The 16,936-nt window shown below is 60.5% G+C and carries 17 protein-coding genes, 1 pseudogene and 1 other annotated feature; of the genes and pseudogenes, 11 read left to right on the top strand and 7 right to left on the bottom strand.

The genetic code is table 11. The annotated features are described in order from the left end of the window. Positions 1 to 129 precede the first annotated feature (129 nt). On the top strand, positions 130 to 381 hold the full coding sequence (locus ACJ8OK_RS04590) for a YciN family protein (RefSeq protein ID WP_442530407.1): 252 nt from the start codon (positions 130 to 132) through the stop codon (positions 379 to 381). 51 nt (positions 382 to 432) lie between these two features. Here the strand turns inward: ACJ8OK_RS04590 and sohB are convergent, their stop codons facing one another. After that, complete coding sequence (sohB, locus tag ACJ8OK_RS04585; protein WP_004930703.1) at positions 433 to 1,479, bottom strand: protease SohB; 1,047 nt, start codon at positions 1,477 to 1,479, stop codon at positions 433 to 435. Between the two features lie 359 nt (positions 1,480 to 1,838). Here sohB and ACJ8OK_RS04580 point away from each other — a divergent pair, with 359 nt between their 5' ends. Both ACJ8OK_RS04580 and cobO read left to right on the top strand, forming a co-directional pair. Further along, positions 1,839 to 2,600, top strand: a complete 762-nt coding sequence (locus ACJ8OK_RS04580; RefSeq protein WP_004930705.1) for a YciK family oxidoreductase — start codon at positions 1,839 to 1,841, stop codon at positions 2,598 to 2,600. Positions 2,601 to 2,613: 13 nt separating this feature from the next. Beyond that, positions 2,614 to 3,204, top strand: coding sequence for a cob(I)yrinic acid a,c-diamide adenosyltransferase (gene cobO / locus ACJ8OK_RS04575; RefSeq protein ID WP_004930707.1), 591 nt, complete (start codon positions 2,614 to 2,616; stop codon positions 3,202 to 3,204). 39 nt (positions 3,205 to 3,243) lie between these two features. Here the strand turns inward: cobO and rluB are convergent, their stop codons facing one another. The 5 genes from rluB to rnm form a co-directional block, all read right to left on the bottom strand. Then, on the bottom strand, positions 3,244 to 4,140 hold the full coding sequence (rluB, locus tag ACJ8OK_RS04570; RefSeq protein ID WP_015378049.1) for a 23S rRNA pseudouridine(2605) synthase RluB: 897 nt from the start codon (positions 4,138 to 4,140) through the stop codon (positions 3,244 to 3,246). A 160-nt stretch (positions 4,141 to 4,300) separates the two neighbouring features. After that, positions 4,301 to 5,098, bottom strand: coding sequence for an alpha/beta fold hydrolase (locus tag ACJ8OK_RS04565; RefSeq protein ID WP_442530406.1), 798 nt, complete (start codon positions 5,096 to 5,098; stop codon positions 4,301 to 4,303). A 149-nt stretch (positions 5,099 to 5,247) separates the two neighbouring features. Further along, complete coding sequence (locus ACJ8OK_RS04560; protein ID WP_442530405.1) at positions 5,248 to 5,607, bottom strand: Rap1a/Tai family immunity protein; 360 nt, start codon at positions 5,605 to 5,607, stop codon at positions 5,248 to 5,250. A gap of 115 nt (positions 5,608 to 5,722) precedes the next feature. Continuing rightward, positions 5,723 to 6,343, bottom strand: a complete 621-nt coding sequence (locus tag ACJ8OK_RS04555; protein WP_442530404.1) for an L-threonylcarbamoyladenylate synthase — start codon at positions 6,341 to 6,343, stop codon at positions 5,723 to 5,725. A gap of 47 nt (positions 6,344 to 6,390) precedes the next feature. After that, positions 6,391 to 7,272 (bottom strand): RNase RNM, encoded by an 882-nt coding sequence (rnm, locus tag ACJ8OK_RS04550; protein WP_033632898.1) that lies wholly within the window; start codon positions 7,270 to 7,272, stop codon positions 6,391 to 6,393. A gap of 239 nt (positions 7,273 to 7,511) precedes the next feature. Beyond that, positions 7,512 to 7,615: a sequence feature (Trp leader region), on the top strand. Positions 7,616 to 7,639: 24 nt separating this feature from the next. On the opposite strand from rnm, the gene ACJ8OK_RS04545 reads away from it, so the two are divergent. From ACJ8OK_RS04545 to ACJ8OK_RS04520, 6 genes and pseudogenes are all read left to right on the top strand, one after another. Next, positions 7,640 to 9,202, top strand: coding sequence for an anthranilate synthase component 1 (locus ACJ8OK_RS04545; RefSeq protein WP_082996730.1), 1,563 nt, complete (start codon positions 7,640 to 7,642; stop codon positions 9,200 to 9,202). Then, positions 9,202 to 10,798, top strand: a pseudogene (gene trpD / locus ACJ8OK_RS04540) (bifunctional anthranilate synthase glutamate amidotransferase component TrpG/anthranilate phosphoribosyltransferase TrpD). The gene ACJ8OK_RS04545 and the pseudogene trpD overlap by 1 nt, the downstream one beginning before the upstream one ends. Positions 10,799 to 10,801: 3 nt before the next feature. Continuing rightward, entirely contained in the window at positions 10,802 to 12,163 is a 1,362-nt protein-coding gene (trpCF, locus tag ACJ8OK_RS04535; protein ID WP_172402668.1) for a bifunctional indole-3-glycerol-phosphate synthase TrpC/phosphoribosylanthranilate isomerase TrpF, read from the top strand. A 41-nt stretch (positions 12,164 to 12,204) separates the two neighbouring features. Beyond that, on the top strand, positions 12,205 to 13,395 hold the full coding sequence (gene trpB, locus ACJ8OK_RS04530) for a tryptophan synthase subunit beta (protein ID WP_016927517.1): 1,191 nt from the start codon (positions 12,205 to 12,207) through the stop codon (positions 13,393 to 13,395). Next, complete coding sequence (gene trpA, locus ACJ8OK_RS04525) at positions 13,395 to 14,201, top strand: tryptophan synthase subunit alpha (RefSeq protein WP_442530403.1); 807 nt, start codon at positions 13,395 to 13,397, stop codon at positions 14,199 to 14,201. The genes trpB and trpA overlap by 1 nt, the downstream gene beginning before the upstream one ends. A 216-nt stretch (positions 14,202 to 14,417) precedes the next feature. Then, positions 14,418 to 14,732, top strand: coding sequence for a BON domain-containing protein (locus ACJ8OK_RS04520; RefSeq protein ID WP_004932073.1), 315 nt, complete (start codon positions 14,418 to 14,420; stop codon positions 14,730 to 14,732). Between the two features lie 44 nt (positions 14,733 to 14,776). On the opposite strand, the gene ompW is transcribed toward ACJ8OK_RS04520, so the two are convergent. Next, a complete protein-coding gene (gene ompW, locus ACJ8OK_RS04515) occupies positions 14,777 to 15,409 on the bottom strand; it encodes an outer membrane protein OmpW (RefSeq protein WP_016927514.1) in 633 nt (210 codons plus the stop codon). A 286-nt stretch (positions 15,410 to 15,695) separates the two neighbouring features. On the opposite strand from ompW, the gene ACJ8OK_RS04510 reads away from it, so the two are divergent. Further along, positions 15,696 to 16,136: a YkgJ family cysteine cluster protein gene (locus ACJ8OK_RS04510; RefSeq protein ID WP_033632893.1), complete on the top strand. Its 441-nt coding sequence runs from the start codon at positions 15,696 to 15,698 to the stop codon at positions 16,134 to 16,136. A gap of 34 nt (positions 16,137 to 16,170) precedes the next feature. Continuing rightward, a complete protein-coding gene (locus tag ACJ8OK_RS04505) occupies positions 16,171 to 16,923 on the top strand; it encodes a YciC family protein (protein WP_004932079.1) in 753 nt (250 codons plus the stop codon). Positions 16,924 to 16,936 lie beyond the last annotated feature (13 nt).

The following is a 16,936-nucleotide window of genomic DNA, read 5'->3' as shown; positions in this document are numbered from 1 at the left end:
GAAAGTCCGATTTCGCCAACCGGCGGCCGCCCATGGCCATCCAGACGGCAAATAAACCTTAGTCGGTTTGCGGATAAAAGCGAACCGGCGTTAGAATATGCGCAGAGTTTTTAGTTTGGAGTCTAATAAATGCGCACGAATACTGCACCTATCGGCCGCGAGGCCCTGCTGGCGGAAGCAAATAACCTCATCCGCCAACACGAAGATTATCTGCACGGCATGATCGCCACCGACGTTGAACAAAAAAGCGGCGTTTTAGTTTTTCGCGGAGAATACTTTTTGGATGCCGATGGATTGCCCACCGCCAAAACCACCGCGGTATTTAATATGTTTAAACATTTGGCTCACCTGCTTTCGGAAAAATACCACCTGGTCGATTAAGACAAGAAAACGGGGGCGCCTGGCCCCCGTTGATTCCCGCTCTCGTTGCCGTTACAACAACGGCTTTTCCCCACGCTGCCACCAGCGCAGCAGCAAACGATCGACGCTTTCCGCCGCGCTGCCGGTGAAGCGATCCATCAGGCGTTTGCGGCGCGTATAGCGCACGGCGATCACTTCGTGGTTATCCAGCTCGGCGATCAGCAAATCATCGCTGGTGCCGATGGCGTCGATCAGGCCCTTCTCTTTCGCCTGTGAACCGAACCAGTGCTCACCGGTAGCGACGCTGTCGATGTCGAGCGACGGGCGCTGCTCATGCACAAAGCGCTTGAACAGCTCGTGCGTTTCGTTCAGATCTTCTCGGAACTTCTCGCGCCCTTGTTCGGTGTTTTCGCCAAACAGCGTCAGCGTGCGTTTAAATTGCCCGGCGGTGTGCAACTCCACGTCGATATCGTTCTTTTTCAACAGGCGGTGGAAGTTCGGGATCTGCGCCACCACGCCGATGGAACCGATGATGGCGAACGGCGCCGCCACGATGCGATCCGCAACGCAAGCCATCATGTAGCCGCCGCTGGCCGCCACTTTATCCACCGCGACCGTCAGACGAATGCCGCCTTTGCGCAGGCGCTCCAACTGCGAAGCCGCCAGGCCGTAGCCGTGCACCACCCCGCCAGGGCTTTCCAGGCGCAACAGAACTTCATCCTGCGCCGACGCCACCGCCAGCACCGCCGAGATCTCTTCGCGCAGCGAGGTGACCTCGTGCGCGTCCATGCTGCCCTTGAAGTCCAGCACATACAGGCACGGCTTGGCCACTTCCACCGCGCCGGACTTGGCGCGCTGTTTCTTCAATTTGTCATCAGATTTAGTCTGCTTTTTGAACTGTTTCAGCCAAACCTTCTGCTCGGCGGCATCCATGCGCGCCAGGCGCATATCGCGCTGCATCTCGCGATACTGTTCGCCGAGATCGGTCAGCTGCAGCTCCCCTTTCTGGCGGCTCTTGCGTTGCCCCAAACTGACCGCCAGGATGGCCAACGCGGCGATGGCGAGCACCACCGTGGCGACCTTGGCCAGAAACAGGCCATAAACAGATATAAACTCCACAGATTCCGCCTTTATTTACAGGTTGTTAGTATGCTTATTTCCATTTTAGCCAACCGCAGCGGCTGCTGTCGCGGCTAAATGAAAATTCATTGCGCACAGAGCATCACTATGGGGACGATTTACGGCCGAACCAAGCCGCCACCGCCGCGCTTTTGTTACAAAAGAATGCCATTTCAGCCTGCTACGCATTGAAAATGCCCGCGGATTAAGGCATATAACACCCATTATTCATCAATATGATGAGACAGATTCGCTGCGCGGCCCGCAGACGGTCGAGCCTTCGCTCCCGCCCCGGCCGCGCGTTTCACCCTTGCTCCCCGATATCTGCGGGAGAACAGCCACCCAGGCGAGGATTTATCGTGCATTACCAACCCAAACAAGATCTGCTCGAACAACGAATCATTTTGGTCACCGGCGCCGGCGACGGCATCGGCCGTGAAGCGGCGCTGACCTACGCGCGCTTCGGCGCCCAGTTGGTGCTGCTGGGGCGCACCGAGAGCAAACTGCTGGCGGTACAACAAGAGATCGCAGCCCAGGGCGGTGCCCCGGCCCTGGTGGTGACGCTGGACTTGCTGCACGCCACTCAGGAGCAATGCCGGCAGATAGCCGACGATCTGGCGCGCCAGATCCCCCGCCTTGACGGCGTGCTGCACAACGCCGGCCTGCTCGGCGACATCGCGCCGATGGCCGACCTGTCGATGACCATGTGGCAAGAAGTGATGCAGGTTAACGTCAACGCCACCTTTATGCTGACTCAGGCTCTGCTGCCGCTGCTGCTGAAATCCCACGCCGGTTCACTGGTGTTCACCAGCTCCAGCGTCGGGCGTACCGGCCGCGCAGACTGGGGTGCCTATGCGGTGTCGAAGTTCGCCACCGAGGGCATGATGCAGGTGTTGGCCGACGAGTACAAAAACCGCAATCTGCGGGTGAACTGCATCAATCCGGGCGGCACTCGCACCAAAATGCGCGCATCTGCCTTCCCGCACGAAGACAAGAACAAGCTGAAAACCCCGGCCGATATCATGCCGCTGTATCTGTATTTGATGGGCGAAGACAGCCGCCGCAAGACCGGCATGAGCTTCGACGCGCAGCCGAACCGCAAACCCGGCGCAGCCGAATAATCAGGAGCGTTTCATGGCGGAAGATCGTCATCAACAGCGCCAGCAGCGCCTGAAAGAACAGGTCGATGCGCGCATCGCCGCGGCGCAGGACACCCGCGGCCTGCTGCTGGTGTTTACCGGCAACGGCAAAGGCAAAACCACCGCCGCCTTCGGCACCGTCACCCGCGCGGTCGGCCACGGCATGCGCGCCGGGGTGATCCAGTTCATCAAGGGCGAATGGCCCAATGGCGAAAAGAATCTGCTGCAGCAACACGGCGTTGAATTTCAGGTGATGGCCACCGGTTTTACCTGGGAAACGCAGAACAAGGCCGGCGACACCGCCGCCTGCCAGGCGGTGTGGCAGCACGGCAAACGCATGCTGGCCGACAGCAGCCTGGATCTGGTGCTGCTGGACGAAGTGACCTATATGCTGACCTACGGCTATCTGGAACTGGAAGAGCTGAAGGAAGCGCTCCTGCAACGCCCTGCGCATCAAACGGTGATCCTGACCGGGCGCGGCTGCCATCGCGATCTGTTGGAACTGGCGGATACGGTCACGGAGATGCGGCCGGTGAAACACGCGTTCGACGCGGGCGTGAAGGCGCAACAAGGGATCGATTGGTAACAAAACGTTCTGGCCCCGAACGGGGCCAGAACGGCGGGATTAGCTGCGTTTGCTTGGCTTGCCTGGTTTGCTGCCTGGCGCACTGCGGCGGCCGCTGCCGGCCACCTGCGAGTGGCGCTTGACCGCCCGGCGGATCTGGTTGGCCTTCACGCGGCGGCGCTCACGCTCCACCGGCATTTTGCTGACCGTTTCCGGTTTCAACTCCACCAGCTCGCGCAGGTAGTTGATCGCCGGCAGATCCAGTTCGGCCCAGCCGCCGCGCGGCAGGCCTTTCGGCAGATCGATGTCGCCGTAACGCACGCGGATCAGGCGGCTCACCTGCACGCCCACCGCTTCCCACAGGCGACGCACTTCACGGTTGCGGCCTTCGGTCAGGGTCACGTTGTACCACTGATTGAGGCCTTCACCGCCCTGGAAGCTGATGGTGCGGAAGGCGGCCGGGCCGTCTTCCAATTGCACGCCTTTGCTCAGCTGCTTCACTTTCGCATCGTCGACCTGGCCGAACACGCGCACCGCGTATTCGCGCTCCACTTCACGGCTCGGGTGCATCAGACGGTTGGCCAGTTCACCATCGGTAGTGAACAGCAGCAGACCAGAGGTGTTGACGTCCAGGCGCCCTACCGCCACCCAGCGCGAACCGCGCAGCTTCGGCAGGCGATCGAACACCGTCGGGCGGCCTTCAGGATCGCTGCGGGTACACAGCTCGCCTTCCGGTTTGTAGTAGGCCAGCACCCGGCAAACCACCTCTTCGGACTCTTTGATCGACAGGACATGACCGTCCAGACGAATTTTCATCGCCGGGGTCACTTCAACGCGATCGCCCAGCTTGGCGACCTTGCCGTCGACGCTGACGCGCCCGGCTTCAATCATGGTTTCGATTTCACGACGCGAGCCATGCCCGGCGCGCGCTAAAACTTTCTGTAACTTTTCGCTCATTGAGCAACCTCTAATGTCGCCTTCACAGGCGTCGGGGGATACCGCCGCGGCCAATCGCCACCACGGTAATAATACGTTTATCAGGATCGAACCGCGTATTATACAGGCTTTCTAAGGTGTTGAAACCCACTTTATCGGCGGTGGCCCCCACAGGCGGCGTTCACGGCGCCAAAAAATCCTCCACTGCCCACAGCACCGCGTCAGGCCGTTCCAGAATACCGAGGTGAGTGCGGGCCTCCCCTAGACGCACCACGGAGAAAAACGGCTGCTCGGCGGCAAATGCCTGCTGTTGCCGCAGGTAGTCGTCGCGGCGATCCAACGAGTAGATGTGCCGGCACGGCGGCGGCGCGCTCATGCCCGCCAGGCGTTGCAGCGGCGAGCCGAATTGCCGGTAGGCATGTTCGATGGCCACCCCGGCGGCACGCCAAAGCCGGTAATCCTCCTGCGCCATCTCGACCTCCAGATGGCGTTTGACCCGATCGTGGCGGATACCGCCCTGCCAAAAGTCGAACAAGGCGTCGCGTGCCGCCAGCCACTGCTGCGGTTGCTGCATGCGGCTCACCGCCGTAAAGAACGCCGGCTCCGGCTGCGTCATGATCCAGTCGAGAAACACCATGCCCCGTACCCGTTGCGGCAACGCTTCGGCCAACGCTACCGCCAGCCAGCTGGCGTGCGCCACCGACAGAGTGACCGCGTTATCCAAACGCAGCGCCGTCAGAAGTTGGCGCACATCCTCCAGCAAGTCGTCCGCCGTCAGCGACATCTCCGTGGCTTTTGACGACAGGCCATGGCCGCGCCAGTCGATGCTGATCACCCGATAGCGTTCGGCCGCCAGAGCGATGAACGGCTCAAACACGGTTTTCGGTTCGCACCAGCCGGGCAGCAACACCAACGTGAGCGGCCCTGAGCCGACATCCTGATAGTCGAGTATCATGTTGGCACTGTGAAATGCGGTCATATTACCTCCTGCGCGTCTCTCCCCGACCCGTTCGGGGAATACCGACGGGGATAAGGTGACAGCGCAGCAGGTATTGATCTATTGAAGTTCGTGCGGAAAGCCCCCTGGGCGCACCTTATGAAAAAATGCGCACTAATTGGAATGGGAACTTAATGACGCACGCAGGGATAGGCGGCACTTAACGCCAGCATGATCACCGACGGTGCGGAATAATGCAGTTGCTCAGGATGCTCGTTCAAATACTGCATCACCGCGTCGGCGGCTACGCCGATGCTCATCCCGGCTTCCGGGCAGATATTGCGATTGCCCTGCATGGAATAAGTATCGAATACGCCGGCGACGTATCCCATGAACATGCCGCCATTCAGCGCTTCGGCCACGGTGGCTTCACCGCTTTTATTTTTTACGTAACCGCTGGATTCCGCCAGCAGACCACTGCCCGAATAAAACCCCGCACTTGCCATTGAGGAAAATAATAAGGCCGCTAAAAAAGAAACCTGTTTAATCATTGCTGCGCATCCTGCCCATTATCAATTCTGAAGTCTTCAAGAATAGCGGCTTTCACGCGAAATAGCGTCGCTTCAGCCGATTTTCAGACAATGGGCAAGGTGGCAACAATTGACATCAACGGAAAGGCGCCGCGTCGCCCGCCCCCTCACGCACCACTTCCGGCGAGGATTCGGTCAGATCGATCACCGTGGTCGGCTGTTGGCCGAGGAAGCCGCCGTGGATCACCAGATCGACCACCTTACCCAAATGATCGTTGATCTCTTCCGGATCGGACTCGGCAAAATCATTGCCCGGCAGCATCAGGGTGGTGGACATCATCGGTTCGTTCAGCGCCTCCAGCAGCGCCAATGCGATCGGGTTCGATGGCACGCGCAGGCCGATGGTTTTGCGCTTTTCATTCATCAGGCGGCGCGGCACTTCTTTGGTCGCTTTCAGAATGAAGGTGTAGTTGCCCGGCGTATTGTTTTTAATCAGGCGGAACGCCGTATTATCGACGTGCGCATAAGTCGACAACTCGGACAGATCGCGGCACATCAGGGTGAAATTGTGGTTGTCGTCCAACTGACGGATGCGGCAAATGCGTTCCATCGCCGCCTTTTCCTCCAACATGCAACCCAGCGCGTAGCCGGAATCGGTGGGATAAACGATCACCCCGCCCTTGCGCAGCACCTCAACCGCCTGGTTAATCAAACGCGGCTGTGGGTTGTCCGGGTGAATATAAAAAAGCTGACTCATGACTTGCTCCTAAAATGATGCCCGCGCGCGTTGCCACGCGCGAAAAATCAGACCGCCTCGCCAGGCTGCGGCCAATCGCGCCACACCGGCTCGACCCCGCCCGGCAGCCACAGTTTGCGGCCCAGTTCGATCCACGAACAAGGCTGATGAAAATCAGATCCTTGCGAGGCCAACAGGCGGTAGTCCTGGGCGTATTTCGCCAACTGCGAGCGCTCATGCGGCGCCTGCTGACACTGCGCCACTTCCATGGCGTCGCCGCCGTGTTCGGCGAAATGCGCCAGCAAACGTTTCAACCACTTCGCGGTCAGATCGTAACGGCCGGGATGCGCTATCACCGCCTGGCCGCCCGATTGATGAATCGCATCAATGGCTTGTTCTATTGTACACCACTGCGGCGGCACGTAGCCGGTTTTGCCTTTGGCCAGATATTTCTTGAACACCTGCGCCATGTTGTCCGCCACGCCAATCTCCACCAGGTAACGGGCGAAATGGCCGCGGGTCACCGCACCGGCCCCCGCTAACCGCTGGGCGCCGGCATAGGCGTCGGGAATGCGCGCTTTACCCAGACGCGCGCCGATCTCCTGCGCCCGCCGGTTGCGACGTTCGGTTTGTTCCGCCAATAGCGCCACCAGCGCCGGGTGCGCGACGTCCATGCCCAACCCAACGATATGAATTTCATGATTTTCCCACAGCGTCGAGATTTCCACCCCGTTGACCAGCCGCAGCGGCAACGCCTGCTCCGCAATGGCGGCGGCGGCCTCAGCCAAGCCTGCGGTGGTGTCGTGATCGGTGATCGCCAGCACGCCCACGCGCATCTCTACCGCCCGCAGCACCAGCTGCGTCGGCGTCAGGTAGCCGTCGGAGGCGGTCGTGTGGCTGTGGAGGTCGTACAGAGTAAAAGCGATGGATGGGGGGTTACTGTCTGTCAAAACGGCTATCCGGCAATGGCTTGGTTTTCTATCATACCCGCGATCGGCGGCCGGACGGAAATCTATTCTGCGCCAGGCAGACGATGAATAGAATTCACGCTGACCGCTAAAACATTGTGCAAAAAGAGGGTTGACTTTGCTTTCACGAACCAGTTAACTAGTACACAAGTTCACGGCAACGGCCGTGTCGGATGAGAGTTAACAAAGAGAGTCTGCAAATGAACACATACATTTCTCTTCACGGTTGGTGGCGTACCTCCCTCTTGCGGGCGGTGTAATCGCGCATAGCTGTCATCTGACAATGCAGATTTCCTGAGCCCGCACCTGATGCGGGCTTTTTTATGGACAGAATTCACTGGAACCACCGATGATGAACACCAAACCACAACTGACATTGCTGAAGGCGCAAGCCAGCTACCGGGGCGATCCCACCACCCTTTTCCACCAGCTGTGCGGCGCCCGTCCGGCCACCCTGCTGCTGGAGTCGGCGGAAATCAACAGCAAACAGAATCTGCAGAGCCTGCTGGTCATCGACAGCGCGCTGCGCATTACCGCACTGGGCCACACCGTCAGCGTGCAGGCGCTGACCGCCAACGGCGCGGCGCTGCTGCCGCTGCTGGACGAAGCGCTGCCGTCCCAAGTGCGCAATCAGGCACGCCCCAACGGCCGCGAACTGACCTTCCCGGCGATCGACGCGGTGCAGGACGAAGACGCCCGCCTGCGTTCACTGTCGGTGTTCGACGCGCTGCGCACGCTGCTGACGCTGGTCGACTCTCCGGCGGACGAGCGCGAAGCCGTGATGCTGGGCGGCCTGTTCGCCTATGATTTGGTCGCCGGTTTTGAAAACCTGCCGGCGCTGCGCCAGGATCAACGCTGCCCGGACTTCTGCTTCTATCTGGCGGAAACTCTGCTGGTGCTGGATCACCAGCGCGGCTCGGCCCGCCTGCAGGCCAGCGTCTTCAGCGAACAAACGAGCGAGACACAGCGCCTGCAGCAGCGTCTGGAACAGCTGCAGGCCGAGTTGCAACAACCCCCGCAGCCGATCCCGCACCAAAAGCTGGAGAACATGCAGCTGAGCTGTAACCAGAGCGACGAAGAGTACGGCGCGGTAGTCAGCGAGCTGCAGGAAGCGATCCGCCACGGCGAGATTTTCCAGGTGGTGCCGTCGCGCCGTTTTTCCCTGCCATGCCCGGCGCCGCTGGCGGCCTACCAAACCTTAAAAGACAACAACCCCAGCCCGTACATGTTCTTCATGCAGGATGATGACTTCACCCTGTTCGGCGCTTCGCCGGAGAGCGCGCTGAAATACGATGCGGGCAATCGCCAAATCGAAATCTACCCGATCGCCGGCACCCGCCCGCGCGGCCGCCGTGCCGATGGGTCGCTGGATTTGGATCTCGACAGCCGCATCGAGCTGGAAATGCGCACCGACCACAAAGAGCTGGCCGAGCACCTGATGTTGGTCGATCTGGCGCGCAACGATCTGGCGCGCATCTGCCAGGCCGGCAGCCGCTACGTGGCCGACCTGACCAAAGTAGACCGCTATTCGTTCGTCATGCATCTGGTTTCCCGCGTGGTGGGCACCCTGCGCGCCGATCTCGACGTGCTGCACGCCTACCAGGCCTGCATGAACATGGGCACCCTCAGCGGCGCGCCGAAAGTGCGGGCGATGCAGCTGATCGCCGCCTCCGAAGGCACGCGCCGCGGCAGCTACGGCGGCGCGGTGGGCTACTTCACCGCCACCGGCGATCTGGATACCTGCATCGTCATTCGCTCCGCCTACGTTGAAGACGGCATCGCCACCGTGCAGGCCGGCGCCGGCGTGGTGCTGGATTCCATCCCGCAGGCGGAAGCCGACGAAACCCGTAATAAAGCCCGTGCCGTGCTGCGCGCCATCGCCACTGCGCACCATGCCAAGGAGGTGTTCTGATGGCCGATATCCTGCTGCTCGACAACGTCGATTCCTTTACCTACAACCTGGTCGATCAGCTGCGCGCCAGCGGCCACCAGGTGGTGATTTACCGTAATCAGATCGCCGCCGAGGTGATCATCGAGCGTCTGCAACAGATGGAACAGCCGGTGCTGATGCTGTCGCCCGGCCCTGGCGCCCCTTCCGAAGCGGGCTGTATGCCGGAACTGCTGCAACGCCTGCGCGGCCAACTGCCGATCATCGGCATCTGCCTCGGCCACCAGGCGATCGTCGAAGCCTATGGCGGCCAGGTCGGCCAGGCGGGCGAGATCCTGCACGGCAAAGCCTCGGCGATCGCTCACGATGGCGAAGGCATGTTCGCCGGCATGGCCAATCCGCTGCCGGTGGCGCGCTACCATTCGCTGGTCGGCAGCAATATCCCGGCCGATCTCACCGTCAACGCCCGTTTCGGCGAAATGGTGATGGCGGTGCGCGACGACCGCCGCCGCGTGTGCGGCTTCCAGTTCCACCCGGAATCGATTCTGACCACCCACGGCGCGCGCCTGCTTGAGCAGACCCTGGCCTGGGCGCTGGCGAAGTAATATAAGGAACACGACGATGCAACCTATTCTTGAGAAACTGTACCGCGCCGAGTCGATGAGCCAGCAGGAAAGCCAACAGCTGTTCAGCGCCATCGTGCGCGGCGAGCTGGAGCCGAGCCAACTGGCGGCGGCGTTGATCAGCATGAAAGTCCGCGGCGAGCGCCCGGAAGAGATCGCCGGCGCCGCCAAAGCACTGCTTGACGACGCTCAGCCGTTCCCGCGCCCTGACTATCTGTTCGCCGATATCGTCGGCACCGGCGGCGACGGCACCAACAGCATCAATATTTCCACCGCCAGCGCCTTCGTGGCGGCGGCGTGCGGCGCGAAGATCGCCAAACACGGCAACCGCAGCGTCTCCAGCCGTTCCGGCTCTTCGGATCTGCTGGCGGCGTTCGGCATCCGCCTGGATCTGCCGGCGGAAGAAGCGCGCAAGGCGCTGGACGATCTCGGCGTGTGCTTCCTGTTCGCGCCGCAGTACCACACCGGTTTTCGTCACGCCATGCCGGTGCGCCAGCAGCTGAAAACCCGCACGCTGTTCAACGTGCTGGGCCCGCTGATCAACCCGGCGCGCCCGCCGCTGGCGCTGATCGGCGTTTACAGCCCGGAACTGGTGCTGCCGATCGCCGAAACCCTGCGCGTGCTGGGTTATCAGCGTGCGGCGGTGGTTCACGGCGGCGGCATGGACGAGGTGGCGATCCACGCCCCGACGCACGTGGCGGAATTGAACAACGGCGAAATCAGCAGCTACCAGCTCACGCCGCAGTCCTTCGGATTAGAAACCTATCCGCTGGAAGCCTTGCTGGGCGGCACGCCGGAAGAAAACCGTGACATTTTGGCGCGGCTGTTACAAGGTAAAGGCGAGCCGGCGCACGCCGCGGCGGTCGCGGCCAACGTCGCGTTGCTTCTGAAGTTATTCGGACATGAAGACCTGCGCCAAAATGCGCGGCAGGCACTGGATATGATCAACAGCGGGCAGGCTTATGAGCGTGTCATCGCACTGGCGGCAAGAGGATAAATGATGCAGGAAACCGTGCTACACAAGATTGTCCGCGACAAAGCGCAATGGATCGCGGCGCGACAACAGCAACAGCCCCTGGCCGGCTTTCAGAACGACATCGTGCCGAGTGAACGCAGTTTCTATCACGCGCTGCAGGGCACCCGGACGGCTTTCATTCTCGAATGCAAGAAGGCTTCGCCTTCCAAAGGGCTGATTCGCGAGAACTTTGATCCGGTAGAGATCGCCACGGTGTATAAAGATTTCGCCTCGGCGATCTCGGTGCTGACCGACGAGAAATACTTCCAGGGCAGCTTCGATTTCCTGCCGCTGGTCAGTAAAACCGTCAGCCAACCGGTGTTGTGCAAAGACTTTATCATCGATCCGTATCAGATTTACCTGGCGCGCTACTATCAGGCCGATGCCGTCCTGCTGATGCTGTCGGTGTTGACCGACGACCAGTATCGCCAGTTGGCGGCGGTAGCCCACAGCCTGAATATGGGCGTGCTGACCGAAGTGATCAGTGAAGAAGAACTGCAGCGCGCGATCGCGCTGGAAGCGCGCGTGGTCGGCATCAACAACCGCGATCTGCGCGATCTGAGCATCGATCTGAACCGCACCCGCCAGCTGGCGCCGCGCGTGCCGCATGGCGTGACGGTGATCAGCGAGTCAGGCATCAACAGCTATGGGCAGATCCGCGAACTGAGCCATTACGCCAACGGCTTCCTGATCGGCAGCGCGCTGATGTCGGAACCCGATCTGCGCGCCGCCGTGCGCCGCGTGATCCTGGGCGACAACAAAGTGTGCGGCCTGACCCGTCCGCAGGACGCCGCCGCCGCCTATCAGGCCGGCGCCATCTACGGCGGGCTGATTTTCGTTGGCCGTTCGCCGCGCTATGTGGACATCACCCGCGCCCGCGAAGTGATCTCCGGCGCGCCGCTGAAGTATGTCGGCGTGTTCTGCGACGCCCAGCTCGATACCGTGGCGTTGACCGTTGAGCGCCTCGGGCTGCATGCGGTGCAACTGCACGGCGCGGAAGACCAGGCCTATATCAGCGCCCTGCGCGCCCGTTTGCCGGCCGATTGCCGCATCTGGAAAGCGCTGAGCGTGAAAGATCGGGTGCCGGCGCGCGATCTGCAGCATGTCGATCGCTACCTGCTCGACAACGGCGCCGGCGGCACCGGCCAACGCTTCGACTGGTCGGTATTGCAAGGCGAAGATCTGACTAACGTGATGCTGGCGGGCGGCCTGCGCGCCGACAACTGCGTCGAAGCGGCCAAGCTCGGCTGCGCCGGGCTGGACTTCAACTCCGGCGTGGAAAGCGAACCGGGCATCAAAGATCCCGCGCGCCTGGCCTCGGTCTTCCAGACCCTGCGCGCCTACTGAATACGGCTCTATATTAATAACGGATAATAACGGGAACTCTCATGACGCTGCTTAACCCCTACTTCGGCGAATTTGGTGGCCAATACGTGCCGCAAATTCTGATGCCGGCCCTGAAACAACTGGAAGAAGCCTTTGTCAGCGCCCAGCGCGATCCGGCGTTTCAGGCGGAATTTATCGATCTGTTGAAGAACTACGCGGGCCGCCCGACAGCGCTGACGCTGTGCAAAAACCTCACCGCCGGCAGCAACACCAAGCTTTATCTGAAGCGTGAAGACCTGCTGCACGGCGGCGCACACAAGACCAACCAGGTGCTGGGTCAGGCCTTGCTGGCCAAGCGCATGGGCAAAACCGAGATCATCGCGGAAACCGGCGCTGGCCAACACGGCGTCGCGTCGGCGCTGGCCTGCGCGCTGCTCGGCCTGAAATGCCGCATCTATATGGGCGCCAAAGACGTTGAACGCCAGTCGCCGAACGTCTTCCGCATGCGGCTGATGGGCGCGGAAGTGATCCCGGTGCACAGCGGCTCCGCTACGCTGAAAGACGCCTGCAACGAAGCGCTGCGCGACTGGTCCGGCAGCTATGAAACCGCCCACTATATGCTCGGCACCGCCGCCGGCCCGCACCCGTACCCCACCATCGTGCGTGAATTCCAGCGCATGATCGGCGAAGAAACCAAAGCGCAGGTGCTGGAGCGCGAAGGCCGCCTGCCGGATGCAGTCATCGCCTGCGTCGGCGGCGGCTCCAACGCCATCGGCATGTTCGCCGACTTTATCGATGATGCCGACGTTGGGCTTATCGGCGTGGAACCCGCCGGCCTGGGCATCGAGACCGGCCAGCACGGCGCGCCGCTCAAGCATGGCCACGTCGGCATCTACTTCGGTATGAAAGCGCCGATGATGCAGACCGCCGAAGGCCAGATTGAAGAATCCTATTCAATCTCCGCCGGGTTGGACTTCCCGTCCGTCGGGCCGCAGCACGCCTTCCTGAACAGCATCGGCCGAGCCGAATACGTGTCGATCACCGACGACGAAGCGCTGGAGGCGTTCAAGGCGCTGTCGCGCCATGAAGGCATCATCCCGGCGCTGGAATCCTCGCACGCTCTGGCGCACGCGCTGAAAATGATCCGTGAAACGCCGCAGAAAGAACAGATCCTGGTGGTCAACCTGTCCGGCCGCGGCGACAAAGACATATTTACCGTTCACGACATTTTGAAAGCACGGGGAGAAATCTGATGGAACGTTATCAGCAACTGTTCAAACGCCTGGAAAGCAACAAGGAAGGCGCCTTCGTCCCGTTCGTGACGCTGGGCGATCCTAATCCGACGCTGTCGCTGCAGATTATCGACACCCTGATCGAAGCCGGCGCGGACGCGCTGGAGCTGGGCATCCCCTTCTCCGATCCGCTGGCGGATGGCCCAACCATCCAGAGCGCGACGCTGCGCGCTTTCGCCGCCGGCGTTACGCCGACCCAGTGCTTCGAGATGCTGGCGGCCATCCGCCAGAAGCACCCGACCATTCCCATCGGCCTGCTGATGTACGCTAATCTGGTGTTCCATAAAGGCATCGATGGGTTTTACCAACGCTGCGCCGAAGTGGGCGTGGATTCGGTGCTGGTCGCCGACGTGCCGTTTGAAGAGTCTGCGCCGTTCCGCGCCGCCGCCGCTCGTCACGGTATCGCACCAATCTTCATCTGCCCGCCGAACGCCGATGACGATCTGCTGCGAGAAATCGCTTCGCACGGCCGCGGCTATACCTACCTGCTGTCGCGCGCCGGCGTCACCGGCACCGAAAGCCGGGCGCAGCTGCCGCTGCATCACCTGGTGAACAAGCTGCGCGAGTATCACGCCGCGCCGCCGCTGCAGGGCTTCGGCATCTCCGAGCCCGAGCAGGTGAAGGCCGCGCTGCAGGCCGGGGCCGCCGGCGCGATCTCCGGCTCGGCCATCGTCAAAATCATCGAACAGCACCATGCCAACCCGGCGGAGATGCTGACCAGGCTGGCGGCCTTCGTCAGCAATATGAAGCGCGCCACCCGGACGTGATCCTCTCCAGCGAGCGCCCCGCCGGCGCTCGCTTTAACAGCTTGTTTCCCCTCAAAGTTTGTTCCATTTATTTACAGCAAAAATTTGAACAAACGCAGGTCTTGTCTCACAATGAACTTTGTTCGCTATGCATTTCTTCGTTTGATTTGGGGAATGCGCTCGCTGCGGCGAAAAACCGTACGAGTTTCAACCATAACATTGCATGGAGAGTAATTTATGAAGCTTTTTAAAACCCTTTCGGCCTTGTGCATGGCAGCCGTTGTGGCGGTCGCGGTGAGCGCTTGCGCGCCGACGGCGAAATCTGAGGGAACGGGCGGTTATATCGATGACACGGTGATCACCACCAAAGTGAAATCGGCACTGCTGGCGGATAAAAACATCAAGTCACGTGAGATCAGCGTGGAAACCTTTAAAGGGCGCGTTCAGCTGAGCGGTTTCGTGACGTCCAGCGATGACGCCAATCGTGCGGTGCAGGTCACTCGCGGCGTTGCCGGCGTGAAATCCGTTGAAAACGTGATGCAACTTAAATAATACCGACACAGGGAGGCGCAACGCCTCCCTGTTTGTGGCCTTCATCAGAAGCGGTAACCCGCCCCGAACATGAACACCCACGGATCCAGACGCGTATCGAAGCTGTGGTGCCCACCGTTCGCATCGTTGAAGCGAGTTTTGGTTTCGATGTTCATCCACCACACCGACATGTTCAGCATCCAGTGCTCATCCAGGTTGTAATCCAGGCCGGCCTGCGCCGCCACGCCCCAGGAATCTTTCAGATCGAGGTCGCTCAACCCGGCGCTTTTGCCGTAGTCGTTGAACTTCTCGTCAAAGAAAGTGGTGTAGTTAACGCCGACGCCCAGGTAAGGACGCAGCTTATCCTGCTTGTCGCCGAAATAGTATTGCGCCATCAGCGTAGGCGGCAGTTGGTGAACGGTCGCCAAATCAGTGCCGCCCAGCGTAACCTTGTGGCGGAATGGCGTTGCGGCCAACAACTCAACGCCGATGTTGTCCGTCACCATGTAACCGAAGGTCAGACCGAGCTGGGTGTTGTTTTTCGCATCCAGCGAACCCAACCCCAGCACGTTGTCCGAACCTGCATTTGGACGCACCGTCGCGGTGCCCGCGCGGAACAGGAAATCACCGGCCTGATGCGCACTTGCCAACATAGGCGCCATCATCGTCGCCAATACCATCAGAGTTGTCTTTTTCATTATCCATTCCATTTGTGTGGTTAATCGCTCGAGGGGGAATATACCTACTTTCGGGTATTTGTGATCCCATCGAGATCACATCTTATGTGTAAAAATTTAAAATCCTACTAAAAACAAGGTTACCTAACCGTCTAATAAATCAAGGATTGATCTGCATCAAAAAATCGATTTTGTTGCAAATTATCTACATGTTCAAATTTCTGTTGCGGAGAAAAATGCGGCTGAGGTAATTTCATTTTCCGTGTTGGTTTTGGTTGGTGCCGTGAGGAGTCGGTGGGCAATCAAGATGAGCGAAATCCTTAATCCCTGTGTCAGCTGCGGCGCATGCTGCGGTTATTTTCGAGTGTCATTCTATTGGGCCGAAGCCGAAGACGGCGGCGGCACCGTTCCCCTTTCCTTAACAGAGCCTTTGACCCCGTTCCTGCGCTGCATGCAGGGGACCAACAGCAAGTCCCCCCGCTGCAGCGCGCTGGACGGTGAAATAGGTAAAGCCGTTTCCTGCTCGATCTACCTTAATCGGCCCAGCCCGTGCAGGGAGTTCGATCAGTCCGGTGAAAACGGCCTGCGCAACGAAGCCTGCGATCGCGCCCGGGAACGCTACGGCCTGCCGCCGTTGCCGGTGCCCTTGCCGCTTTCGCTGCCTGAGACGACGATCGCTGAAGAAATAGGCGTAGTGCAATTCGCGGGGTGCCACAGCGGCGTGGAACAGGGTACAATCACCCACTGATTTATCTCTGTTTTCCCGACGCCAAGGAGTCTGCATGCCTATCACGGCCAACGCTTTGTACCGTGACAGTTTTAACTTTTTACGCAACCAACTGGCCAGCATCCTGATGCTGGCGCTGTTGACGGCGTTTATCTCCGTGCTGCTGAATCAGGCCTTCAGCCCTGATGCCGAACAGTTGGCGACGCTCGCTGCCACCACCAGCGATTTCGCCTCGTCTACCGGCATGGGCATTCAGGAAGTGATCCAGCAGATGACGCCGGAACAGCAGATGGTGTTGCTGAAAGTGTCGGCGGCCGCCACCTTCTCTGCGCTGGTCGGCAACGTGCTGCTGGTCGGCGGGATGCTGACGCTGATCCGTCTGGTGTCGCAAGGGCAACGCACCAGCGCCCTGCGCGCGCTCGGTGCCTCGGCGCCCGACTTGCCGCGCCTGCTGCTGCTGCTGTTTATCTGCACCCTGCTGATCCAGCTCGGCCTGACGCTGTTTGTTGTGCCGGGCGTGCTGATGGCTATCGCCTTCGCGCTGGCGCCGGTGATCGCCTCCGTCGATAAAAAAGGCGTGTTCGCTTCGCTCAAGCTGAGCAGCAAATTGGCTTTCGCCAATGCGCGCGTGATTGTGCCGGCGATGATGCTGTGGCTGGCGGCCAAGCTGCTGGTGCTGTTCCTGGTGAGCCATCTGTCGGTGCTGACGCCGAACGTCGCCAGCGTGGTGCTGACCGCGTTGAGCAACCTGGTCTCCGCCCTGCTGCTGATCTACCTGTTCCGGCTGTATATGCTGCTGCGCGGCTAACGCCGGCGTAAGC

Source organism: Serratia sp. CY71090 (assembly GCF_052166845.1).
In the GTDB taxonomy this organism is placed as follows: domain Bacteria; phylum Pseudomonadota; class Gammaproteobacteria; order Enterobacterales; family Enterobacteriaceae; genus Serratia; species Serratia nematodiphila.
Note: the sequence above shows the minus strand (reverse complement) of the source record. Positions and strands in the feature narration are given on the sequence as shown.

Coding starts and splice junctions, on each gene's coding strand:
- ACJ8OK_RS04590 (WP_442530407.1), top strand. CDS start 130: ATGCGCACGAATACTGCACCTATCGGCCGCGAGGCCCTGCTGGCGGAA.
- cobO (WP_004930707.1), top strand. CDS start 2,614: ATGGCGGAAGATCGTCATCAACAGCGCCAGCAGCGCCTGAAAGAACAG.
- rluB (WP_015378049.1), bottom strand. CDS start 4,140: ATGAGCGAAAAGTTACAGAAAGTTTTAGCGCGCGCCGGGCATGGCTCG.
- ACJ8OK_RS04565 (WP_442530406.1), bottom strand. CDS start 5,098: ATGACCGCATTTCACAGTGCCAACATGATACTCGACTATCAGGATGTC.
- ACJ8OK_RS04560 (WP_442530405.1), bottom strand. CDS start 5,607: ATGATTAAACAGGTTTCTTTTTTAGCGGCCTTATTATTTTCCTCAATG.
- ACJ8OK_RS04555 (WP_442530404.1), bottom strand. CDS start 6,343: ATGAGTCAGCTTTTTTATATTCACCCGGACAACCCACAGCCGCGTTTG.
- ACJ8OK_RS04545 (WP_082996730.1), top strand. CDS start 7,640: ATGATGAACACCAAACCACAACTGACATTGCTGAAGGCGCAAGCCAGC.
- trpCF (WP_172402668.1), top strand. CDS start 10,802: ATGCAGGAAACCGTGCTACACAAGATTGTCCGCGACAAAGCGCAATGG.
- trpB (WP_016927517.1), top strand. CDS start 12,205: ATGACGCTGCTTAACCCCTACTTCGGCGAATTTGGTGGCCAATACGTG.
- trpA (WP_442530403.1), top strand. CDS start 13,395: ATGGAACGTTATCAGCAACTGTTCAAACGCCTGGAAAGCAACAAGGAA.
- ACJ8OK_RS04520 (WP_004932073.1), top strand. CDS start 14,418: ATGAAGCTTTTTAAAACCCTTTCGGCCTTGTGCATGGCAGCCGTTGTG.
- ompW (WP_016927514.1), bottom strand. CDS start 15,409: ATGAAAAAGACAACTCTGATGGTATTGGCGACGATGATGGCGCCTATG.
- ACJ8OK_RS04510 (WP_033632893.1), top strand. CDS start 15,696: ATGAGCGAAATCCTTAATCCCTGTGTCAGCTGCGGCGCATGCTGCGGT.
- ACJ8OK_RS04505 (WP_004932079.1), top strand. CDS start 16,171: ATGCCTATCACGGCCAACGCTTTGTACCGTGACAGTTTTAACTTTTTA.